At 68.3% G+C, this 9,421-nt stretch carries 11 protein-coding genes; 7 read left to right on the top strand and 4 right to left on the bottom strand.

Translation table 11 applies throughout. The features are described 5' to 3' along the window. Nucleotides 1-352: 352 nt before the first annotated feature. Complete coding sequence (locus tag G011_RS0119535; RefSeq protein ID WP_019609969.1) at nucleotides 353-889, top strand: class IV adenylate cyclase; 537 nt, start codon at nucleotides 353-355, stop codon at nucleotides 887-889. A 5-nt stretch (nucleotides 890-894) separates the two neighbouring features. On the opposite strand, the gene G011_RS0119530 is transcribed toward G011_RS0119535, so the two are convergent. Then, the gene (locus G011_RS0119530) at nucleotides 895-1,110 is read right to left on the bottom strand and encodes a helix-turn-helix domain-containing protein (RefSeq protein ID WP_019609968.1); all 216 of its coding nucleotides are present in this window, start codon (nucleotides 1,108-1,110) and stop codon (nucleotides 895-897) included. Nucleotides 1,111-1,292: 182 nt separating this feature from the next. Then, nucleotides 1,293-1,745, bottom strand: a complete 453-nt coding sequence (locus G011_RS0119525; RefSeq protein ID WP_019609967.1) for an ATP-binding protein — start codon at nucleotides 1,743-1,745, stop codon at nucleotides 1,293-1,295. Between the two features lie 234 nt (nucleotides 1,746-1,979). On the opposite strand from G011_RS0119525, the gene G011_RS0119520 reads away from it, so the two are divergent. Genes G011_RS0119520 through G011_RS0119510 form a run of 3 tightly spaced genes read left to right on the top strand, consistent with a single transcriptional unit; the run spans nucleotide 1,980 to nucleotide 3,207 of the window. After that, nucleotides 1,980-2,801, top strand: coding sequence for a helix-turn-helix transcriptional regulator (locus tag G011_RS0119520; protein ID WP_026338455.1), 822 nt, complete (start codon nucleotides 1,980-1,982; stop codon nucleotides 2,799-2,801). After that, nucleotides 2,798-2,977 carry a DUF397 domain-containing protein gene (locus G011_RS0119515; RefSeq protein ID WP_019609965.1) on the top strand — a complete coding sequence of 60 codons (180 nt, stop codon included), beginning with the start codon at nucleotides 2,798-2,800 and terminating at the stop codon, nucleotides 2,975-2,977. Before G011_RS0119520 ends, G011_RS0119515 begins: the two co-directional genes overlap by 4 nt. Before the next feature lie 50 nt (nucleotides 2,978-3,027). Continuing rightward, nucleotides 3,028-3,207: a DUF397 domain-containing protein gene (locus tag G011_RS0119510; protein ID WP_019609964.1), complete on the top strand. Its 180-nt coding sequence runs from the start codon at nucleotides 3,028-3,030 to the stop codon at nucleotides 3,205-3,207. A gap of 42 nt (nucleotides 3,208-3,249) precedes the next feature. Here G011_RS0119510 and G011_RS0119505 read toward each other — a convergent pair whose 3' ends face one another. Continuing rightward, a complete protein-coding gene (locus G011_RS0119505) occupies nucleotides 3,250-4,017 on the bottom strand; it encodes a helix-turn-helix domain-containing protein (protein WP_019609963.1) in 768 nt (255 codons plus the stop codon). A gap of 83 nt (nucleotides 4,018-4,100) precedes the next feature. Between G011_RS0119505 and G011_RS0119500 the strand changes: the two genes are divergently transcribed. The 3 genes from G011_RS0119500 to G011_RS0119490 all read left to right on the top strand — a co-directional run bounded on the left by G011_RS0119500 (nucleotide 4,101) and on the right by G011_RS0119490 (nucleotide 7,987). Continuing rightward, nucleotides 4,101-4,913: a TSUP family transporter gene (locus G011_RS0119500; protein WP_019609962.1), complete on the top strand. Its 813-nt coding sequence runs from the start codon at nucleotides 4,101-4,103 to the stop codon at nucleotides 4,911-4,913. A gap of 144 nt (nucleotides 4,914-5,057) precedes the next feature. Further along, complete coding sequence (locus tag G011_RS0119495) at nucleotides 5,058-5,774, top strand: SDR family oxidoreductase (protein WP_026338453.1); 717 nt, start codon at nucleotides 5,058-5,060, stop codon at nucleotides 5,772-5,774. 488 nt (nucleotides 5,775-6,262) lie between these two features. Next, the gene (locus G011_RS0119490; RefSeq protein ID WP_155979806.1) at nucleotides 6,263-7,987 is read left to right on the top strand and encodes a hypothetical protein; all 1,725 of its coding nucleotides are present in this window, start codon (nucleotides 6,263-6,265) and stop codon (nucleotides 7,985-7,987) included. Between the two features lie 204 nt (nucleotides 7,988-8,191). On the opposite strand, the gene G011_RS0119485 is transcribed toward G011_RS0119490, so the two are convergent. Further along, nucleotides 8,192-9,367, bottom strand: a complete 1,176-nt coding sequence (locus G011_RS0119485) for a hypothetical protein (protein ID WP_155979805.1) — start codon at nucleotides 9,365-9,367, stop codon at nucleotides 8,192-8,194. Nucleotides 9,368-9,421: the final 54 nt, after the last annotated feature.

The following is a 9,421-nucleotide window of genomic DNA, read 5'->3' as shown; positions in this document are numbered from 1 at the left end:
GCCCGGCACAGTGAGCCCCGCGCACGCGGGGATGGACCGCTTAGAGAGCCGCATGTCCCCCATCGGAGACAGTGAGCCCCGCGCACGCGGGGATGGACCGGAGGACAACACCATGGCGAGCACCCCCGACAAGTGAGCCCCGCGCACGCGGGGATGGACCGACCTGGAGAGCGGCGGCCCCCGCCAGCACCATGTGAGCCCCGCGCACGCGGGGATGGACCGGGGTACCGGGTCGCGCACGGTGAGTCCCGCGCACGCGGGGATGGGCCTGTCTTGGGAAACTCCCGCCTGGTGGGGCGCGGTCTCGGTACGCTCGCCGGGACGGTGGTGCCGAGACGCGAGGGGGCCTGTGATGCGGGAGATCGAGACGAAGTACCGGGTGGCCGACCTCGAAGCGCTGCTGGCCGCGCTCAAACAGGCCGGGGTGCACATGAGCGACCCCGCCTACCAGGACGACCAGGCCTACGCCCCCGCTGGCTGGCGGCCGGAGCTGGGCAAGGTCGGCCACACCTTCGCCCGTGTGCGCACCCAGGACAGCGTGCACCTGCTCACCACCAAGACCCCGCTGGCCAACGCCATGGAGTGCGTGGAGTACGAGACCATCGTCGCCGACCGCGAGCAGATGCACGGCGCCCTGCTGGCGCTGGGCTACGAACCCACGGTGCGCATCGTCAAGCACCGTCGCACCGGCACCACAGGGCCCATCGGGGTATGCGTGGACCTGGTCGAGGGCCTGGGCGTCTTCACCGAACTGGAACTGGTGGTCGATGACGACCGAGACGGCCTGGCCGCCCAGGCCGAACTCGACGCGTGGGCGCGAGGGCTCGACGTGGCCCTGGAACGCACCACCGACACCTACGACACCCTCGTGCGCGCCGCGACGGCCTGACGGCTTCAGGGGGTGGGGGCGGACTCATCCGGCTGGTTGAGGAGGGTGGCGATGTGTTCTTTGGGGTAGCGGCGTGCTCCGCCGGGGGTGCGGAAGGGTTTGAGGACGTTGTCCCATTCGCCTCGGTGGAGGCTGCGGGGGCGGATGTTGAAGAGGGCGGCGACTTCGCTGGGGGTGAGGACGTCGGGGCGGCCGTCGAGGAGGTAGCTGTAGTCGGGCATGAGGGGCTTTCCGTGTCCGGTGTTCTGTGTTTCTGTCGTTGGTGGGGTGGCCCCGCCTCCCCGGGGAAGGAGGAGGCGGGGCTTCGGGCCGGTGCCTTCCGCATCGGCCCTGGTCCGCAGCGGCCCGGGGGACAGATCGGGTGGCGCGGAGTCTGGAAGGGCTCGCCTACCGGGGAAGCGGGTTACCAGGGGAAGACGGCGCGGACGGTGATCGCGCCGCAGGAGTGCTGCTTCCAGTCCCAGTAGGAGCACAGGGCCTCGACCAGGCGCAGCCCGTTGCCGCTGGGGCGCAGGGGCTCGGGGTCGGGCACGGCCGGGAAGCTGGGTTGTTCTCCGGGGCGGGGGCCGTTGTCGGTGACGCGGAGTTCGAGGCGGCGCGGGGTGCGCTCGATCTCCACGCGGATGGTGCCGCCGGGGAGCCCGGACGCCGAGTGGCGCAAGGTGTTCGTGACCAGCTCGGAGACGGCGATGCCGACGGGTTCGGCCAGGCTCGGCCGGGAACGGGTGGCCTGGGCGGCCCAGCGGCGGGCGATCCTGACGTGACCGAGTTCGGGGCCGAGCAGGATGCCTGATTTGGTGGCGGTTCCGCACAGTCGGCGTGGAAGTGCCGGGGCCTGGACGATAGGCTTGTTCATGTCTCACCTCGGGTGACTCGGGGTGGGGCACTCTGCCTCGGAGACCGCTCTCACCTTCGGTCTCCGGGGCTTTTTCATGCCCTTGTGAATATTTCGCCCGATATGGGCTGCGAAGCTTTCTGTATTTGCTTCGTCATGAACCTTGCCAACTGGTCTGCCTTCGGCGCTATGCTTACCACTGAAGACGGTAAAACTTCTATGGCTAGTGGTAGGTCCGGTTAGCCTGGTGGTGAAATGGCGCAAGAAGAAGATGGAGACGAGGCTGCTCGGCTTCGTTTCGGGAAGCTCATTAGGAAACTCCGAGGTCAGGCCGGACTTTCTCAGCAGGAACTCGCTGACCTGGCTGTGATCTCACAGAGCGCCGTCAGTGATTTGGAACTGGGGAAAAAGGGGACGCGGAGAGACCCAGTAGCACGACTCGACAAAGCCCTTACCGCTCGGGGTGTGCTCGTGGACGCATGGGACGCAGTGTTCTCCGGAACCGGGATGACCGCGTACTTCCGCGAGGCGGCTGAGGCCGAACAGGCGGCAACGACGATCCGCGACTACTCCCTGGGCCTGGTGCCTGGCTTGTTCCAGGTTGAGGAGTACGTCCGGGCGATCAGTGAACTCGCTGAGCCAGACGCTACCCCCGAAGTCATCGACCAGATCGTGAACGCACGACAACATCGTCAGCAGATCCTGGAGCGCTCGCATCCTCCGAAAATCACGATGCTCCTGGACGAGGTAGTGCTGTTGCGACGCTTCCGGAACCCAGAGGTGATGGATGCGCAGATCAGCCATCTGATCAACCAGTCCTACCGCCCTCGCGTGAACATTCAGCTTGTGCCGATCGCAGCCGAGGGGCATGCAGGTCTGGGTGGGTCCTTTACGCTGATGGCTGTACCTGGAAACGGGGCGTTCGTGTACGTCGAGAGCCAGCAGACCGGGGTGTCGCTGAAGCAGCCCGATGTTGTGGCACGCTATGACCGAACGTTTGCGGAGTTGAGGAGCGCCGCGTTGCCGGTATCGGTGTCACGGTCCCGCATGGAAGAGATTCGAGGCAGCATCACATGATGACCGAGGCTTGGAGCAAGTCCAGCTACAGCAACGGCAGCGGCGGCCACTGCGTGGAGGCCCGTCGCGACCAGGCGGCCGTCCTGGTTCGCGACACCCAGAACCGGTCGCTCGGCCACCTGGCGGCTCCGGCTGCCGAGTGGACGGCCCTGTTGAGTGCGGTACGCGGTCGGTAGCGTCAGCACGTGAACGGATCGCTCATGGAAGAGATTCGAGGCAGCATCACATGATGACCGAGGACTGGAGCAAGTCCAGCTACAGCAACGGCGAGGGCGGCCAGTGTGTGGAGGCCCGTCGCGACCAGGCCGCCGTCCTGGTCCGCGACACCCAGAACCGGCCGCTCGGCCACCTCGCGACCCCCACCGTCGAGTGGACCGCCCTGGTCAGCGCTGTTCGCGCCCAGTAGTCCACAGACACGACCGGCCCCGCCCGAACCGGGCGGGGCCGCTCACTGTCCCGCCGCGTAGTCCCGGGGCGACGACCCCAGCACGCGCAGGAACATCGTGGAGAACGCCGAGGGGCTCTCGTACCCCAACCCCGTCGCCACCCTGGTCACCGGCTCACCTCTGGCCAACAGCGGCAGCGCGTGCAGCACGCAGGCCCGCTGCCGCCACCGCGCGAAGCTCATCCCCGTCTCCGCCCGGAAGAGCCGGTGCACCGTCCGCTCGCTGACGTGCAACCGCCCCGCCCACCGCGCGGGCGGATCGTGCACGTCAGGCGCCCCGAGGAACTCCTCGCACATCCGCCTCAACCCCTCGTGCCCGGGCAGCGGCAGGTCCAGCGGCAGCGGCACGAGCCGACGCAGTTCGTGCAGCACCAGCGCGAACACCGCCGCGTCCCGGCCGTGCGGGGAGTAGCGCGGCTCCAGGTCCACCGCCGTCAGCAACAATTCCCGGAGCAGCGGCGACACCTCCACCACCTGGCAGCGCCCCGGGAACCACGCGACCGTGCTCGGCTCCAGGTACAGGCTGCGCGTGCTCACTCCCGTCATGACCACCCGGTGGTCGGTCCCGGCCGGGATCAGCACGGCCCGGTGCGGCGGCACGGTCCACTCCCCGTCCGCGGTCTGGACCCGCATCACCCCCGTCGCCCCGTAGAGGAACTGCGCCCGCCGGTGCCGGTGGGCGGGCAGCACGTGCTCGGGCGGGTAGTCGGTGCCGATCGCCAGGACGGGCCGGTCGATGGAGTCCACCTCGGCGACGGGGATGTTACGCACGGGACCGAAGCTACCGGGTGTTGTCCGCTGCGCGAAGGATGGTGGCCTTCTTTCGAAAGCGCGCCAACCACTGTCTGCCTAACGTGGTCCGGGTGCTCACCTTCGTCCTTCCCCTGCTCGCCCTGGGCCTGCTGACCGGCGTCACCACCGTCCTGTTCGGCTTCGGCGGCGGCTTCGTGGTCGTCCCCGTCGTCTACTACGTCACCCGCGCCCAGGCCGACCCCGGCGTGGACCCGATGGCCGTGGCCGTGGCCACCGCCACCGCCGTGATGGTCGTCAACGCGCTCAGCGCCACCCTCTCCCAGCGCCGGGCCGGGCGGCTGCGCCGCGACTACGTGTGGCCGCTGGCCGCCTACATCGGCGTCGGCGCGGTGCTGGGCTCCCTGGTCGCCACGGCCGTCGGGGGAGGGGCCCAGCGCGTGCTGTTCATCGCCTACATCGCCGTCACCCTGCTCGACACCCTCCTGCGCAAGGGCTTCCTGACCCGCGACCCCGACGCCGGGCCCCGTCTGCTGGGGCGGCGCACCACCACGGCGGGCGGGGTCGCCATCGGCGCGGTGACCAGCTTCCTCGGGGTGGGCGGCAGCGTCATGACCGTCCCCCTGCTGCGCCGCCGGGGCCTGCCGATGGGGGAGGCGACCGCGATGGCCAACCCGCTCAGCCTTCCCGTCGCGGTGGCGGGCACGGCGGTGTACGCGCTGTTCGGCGACGGGGGAGGAGCCGGTCCCGGCCACCTGGGCTCGGTGGACCTCGTGGCCGGGGCCCTCCTGCTCGCCGGGTCGCTGCCCGCCATCGCCGTCACCCGTCGCCTGGTGGGCCGGGTGCCCGACCGGGTGCACGCGGTCTCCTACGTCGTGTTGCTGGCGGTGGTCCTGGCGGCCTTCCTGTTCGTGTGAACGTTCGGCCTCGGGGCGTCCCGCCGCTGGCCCTACCGCCGCGTACCGCTGGCCGCCGGGGCGCTCCGGCGGAGGGGCCGCACCAGTGCCCGGGGGCGCGTGTCGGTGACCGGTCCCCCCGCCACCTGCGGAAATACTGACCGTATGGATCTTGAGGGAGCCCGAGTCCTGGTAGCCGGGGCCACGGGCGTACTCGGCGGGCACATCAGCAGGGCACTGAACCGGGAGGGCACGCGGGTCGTGCTCGCCGGACGCGACGAGGAGGCGCTCGACGCGCTCTCGCGGGAACTCGACGGGTCCTCCACGGCCGTGTTCGAGGCGGCCGACACCGAGGGCTGCGCCGCACTCGTGCGCCGCACCGCCGAGGAACAGGGCGGTCTGGACGGACTGGTCATCGCCTTCGGCGTCGTGGCCTTCGACACCGGCCCCGACTCCGAGGGCGGCATCGAGGACGCCGCGGTCGAGAAGATGTTCCAGGTCAACACGCTCGCGCCGATGGCGATGCTGCGCGCGGCAATCGACGCGGTCAAGCCCGGCGGAGCGGTGGCGGCGGTCACCGCCGTGACCGCCGAGTACCCGACCCACGGCATGGCGGCCTACTCGGCCAGCAAGGCCGCCCTGTCGGCCTGGCTTACCGCCGCCCGCGCGGACTACCGCGCCAGGCACGTCGCGGCCCTGGACGTGCGCGCGCCGCACATGGACACCGGCCTCGCCGACCGCCCCCTGGCCGGGACCGCGCCCGGGAACCTGCCCGAGCCCCACCCCGTGGACGAGGTGGTGGACGCGATCGTGCGGGCCCTGCGCTCCGACGCCAGGTCGGTGGCCTTCGATCCCCGGGACCGCAAGCTCAACGTTCGGTAGCCGGTAGCCGGTAGCCGGTGGCCGGTGGTGCCCTGCACGGTCGTGGTTCCCCGGGGTGCGCGAAACACCTGGTCGCCGTGGTGTGCCTTTCGGTGGAAATCAGGTGTATGTGTCAGACCTTTTCTCGATGTGAGGATTGGTTTCCGACAGGTGTGAAGTACCGGCGCATAACGTCGCATCTGAGTTGTTCCATCTCCTGTTCGTCCGGAGTGCACAAAGGTTCCGAGGCGGTTCCCATCGGCCATCGGGTTCACGGGAATTCAGACGTCACCACGGGCCCGCCGTGCCGTAGTCCCGGGCCCGGAAATGACCTCGAACGTTCTCGCCCGCTTCCCCTCGACCTCCTGACCTGGTATTCCAGGTCGTGTCAGAAGGTTTGGCGTCCTCTCGGCCGGTCACTATAGCTACATGCAGTAGTCATGAGTAACTGAGAGTATTGGAATCTTTTCTGTGCCAGTTCGTATCAGTTGTGGGAAGGGATGCGGGGAATGGCAAAGTACGCACCGATGATCACCTCGGCCGTGATCCCCGAGGGCACGGCAGACGACGCCTATCTGTTCCAGGGGACATGGGTCGCGCACTACAAGCGCAAGAACGGTAAATGGGAGCACACGTACGCCGCCAACGAAGCACAACACGTCTCCCGTATGTGGCCCCAGCTCGCGCATACGGTCGGCCGGAAGGCGCACCGCGCGGTCTTCGAGCACAAGGAGGAGCTCTGGTTCTTCCACAACGGGAGCAAGAAGATCACCCTGTACAACCTCCGGGACAAAAAGGTCACTACGGTAGACACAGCCGCCAAGATCGTCCTTCCCGACGCGTTCAAGGACAAGCCGATCACCGCGGCGGCCAAGACCTCCTCGGACGTGGTGTACCTCTTCTCCGGGAGCGAGTACTTCGCCTACCGGCTCAGCGACGACGCCACGCTTGCGACGGGCGCGCTCGACACTCCCAAGCCCGTCGACTCCGGCTACCGCGACCCCAAGACGGGGAAGGCCTACCTGTGCAGCGGTGACAAGCTCGTTCCCGTCACGGCCGGAGACGACCACAAGCTCACCCCGGGAACCGCCGCCAGCCTCGCCGGGACCTGGCCGAAGCCACCTCTGGGGCGACCGCAGTTGGTCCTCTACTCCACGCGTAAGGCGGGAAACGTGTCCCGGCACGTCTTCGCGACCCACACCGACATCGACGCGAGCACCGAGGACACCCCCAAGGGCACAGCGAAGATCACGGTCAGCTCCCAGGACGTGGGGAACAACGAGCAGAAGAGCCAGTGGTGGACCGGCAAGCTCCTCCTGGCACCCGACCACAGGTACCTCCTGTGCCTCACCGCCGCCGCCCTGGTCAGTATCGACGTGAGCAGGATCGGTGCGGAGGGATACGAACCCTACGCCGCCGTCCTTCCGGTGAAGGAGCCCTGGAGCAACGCGGACGAATGCGAGATGGCTTTCAGTCTGGACGGCACGTCGTTGTGGATCAAGGGACGCCCCGGCCGCGGGGAATTCCAGCCCTTCCAGTGCGACGTCTCAAGCCCCGGCGCGCCCAGGATCACGGGCCCGGTCAAGAACCAGAAAGACATCTCCTCCTACCTCGGGGTCTCCGCGGGGCGGACCAAGAAGTACGAGTACGCCTACTTCGGAACGCACGGCGACAGAGGGATCATGCGCGTGCGGAAGGACGACCTCAAGGATGTCCAGTTCTTCCGCGGCGGACTGGAGGTGAGGGTGCTCGGTCACGAAGGGCAGGGAGAGACCCTGTACCTCTCCAGCAAGGAGGAGGAGAACGGCAAGTGGTCGCTCCGCCTGGAGTCCTACGAAACCCAGAGCAACGAGGCCGAGTTGATCAAGGATTACGCTCTCGACCAGCCCCGCCTCCATTTCAACTCCTTCCTCACCAATGGCGAGAGGATGTGTACGCTGCGCTCGCCGGGGTCGATTTATTATTATCTCTGCGAATTCTGGCGGAGGGGTGAGAAGAACCCCTACTCCTCCTTCGGGGTCGCTGTCCCGAGCAACTGGTCCGCTGACGATGAGTTGGGTTCCATTCTCGCCATGGACCCCAACGGGAACTTCGTGTACTACCTGTACGAGGAGAACGACACGAGCAGGATCGGGATCCTCTCCTTCGAGACCGGCACCCACGTCGCGCGGATCGACACGGGTACGCAGATCTACGACAGGGACCTCGTGCTCGGCTGGGCCTGGTCTTCCTAGCGTCTGAGCCGGATAGAGCACACGACCACCGCCGGTGCCCCAGCTGATCGTGTGCGGCCTCCGGCGGGCGGTGCCTGACCGGCGCCGCCCGCCGGAGGCCGACAGGGAGCCACGTCAGGCGGAGGGCCGGGAGGGTGTCCCTCCTGTTCCCCGCCGCGGGGCGGCGCGGCCGGTGGTCCGCGGCCTCGCCCGTGGGCGGGACCCTCAGTCGGCGGGGACCAGCATCCCGTGGCTCATGGCGTTCCAGTCAAGGCGGGCCTCGAAGGTGATGGACCTGTCGACGCCACCCGCCGCGGGAGCGCGGTTGGTCACCTCCCACGTCACCTCGATGGTGCTCCCCGAGGGCACGGGCGCGCTGAAGCTGCGGCCGGGCGTCGTGGTGTCCTCGGCCGAGCCCAGACTGCTCACCCGGGTTCGATGGGTGTGCCGCTCCCTGGTGACGGCGACCGTCGCCGTGACACGGGTCCTCGCCTCCAGGGCCTTGACGGAGCCGAACAGCGTGCCGTCGGTCTGGGCCGTGTACCTGCGCGTGTGTCTGCCCTCCAGGTAGGGCGGCGGAACGAGCTCCGGCTCGGTGGGGAAGCGCCGGTGCCGGAGCGCCCTCACCTGTCCGTTGACCGTGAGCGTGTTGACGGTCAGGTGCGGATCCGGAACGGTGACGAAGGTGTACAGGCTGTGGTCGAGCGCGGGGCTCCCGCGCAGGGCGCGCAGCCGGAAGGCGGTGTCGCGCCACACCTGGCACGCCCTGGCCCGCTCCTTGGTGACGATCTCGTCGTGCTCGCCCCCGTCATCGGTCCAGATGAGGTGTACGCCGATGTTCCCGGCCTCGGTGTGCTTCCACAGCAGCTCCGCCCTCGTCCCGGCGTCCACCAGCGGGTTCCGCGGGCGGAAGTCGGTGAGTACGAACGAGGTGGGGCCCTTCTGGAGGGGGAACGGCTTCTCCGGGTCCGGCTCGGTCCCGTGCTGGCACTCGCACGTGACGTGGAACGACGCGCTGCCCTCGACGGAGTTGACCTGGACCCCGTTGAGGACGACGATCGCCTCGTCGCCCGGTCCCAGGGTCTGGGACATGCCGGTGAACTCCACGTGGAAGGAACTGCCCTTCTTCCCCTTTTCGGACTGGGGCCACCTCCTCGGCTTGGTGACTCTGACGTCGTTCGCCTTGGCCTCGTTCTCCACGAGGTCGGTCGGCCCCGTCCCCAGCCCGAAACGTATTCGTACGGCCTTGAACTGAACGGTGTCCTCGGCGTGGATGTTCTTGATGGTCACCCTGATCTCCGCCGTCTTTCCGGCCTGGAGGGGTTCTGGAGTTCCCTTCACCCTTATCTCCAGTTTTTTCTGCCCTGTCAGCGAGGCGGCGTTGCCGTGTGCATCACGCATATCCCGTGTTTCTCCGCACTTGGGTCGGTGTCGGGGGCTCCGGTCCGGTCGGTG

The organism is Nocardiopsis sp. CNS-639 (genome assembly GCF_000381685.1).
Taxonomy (GTDB): Bacteria; Actinomycetota; Actinomycetes; order Streptosporangiales; family Streptosporangiaceae; genus Nocardiopsis; species Nocardiopsis dassonvillei.
This window is presented reverse-complemented; position numbering and strand designations above follow the sequence as displayed.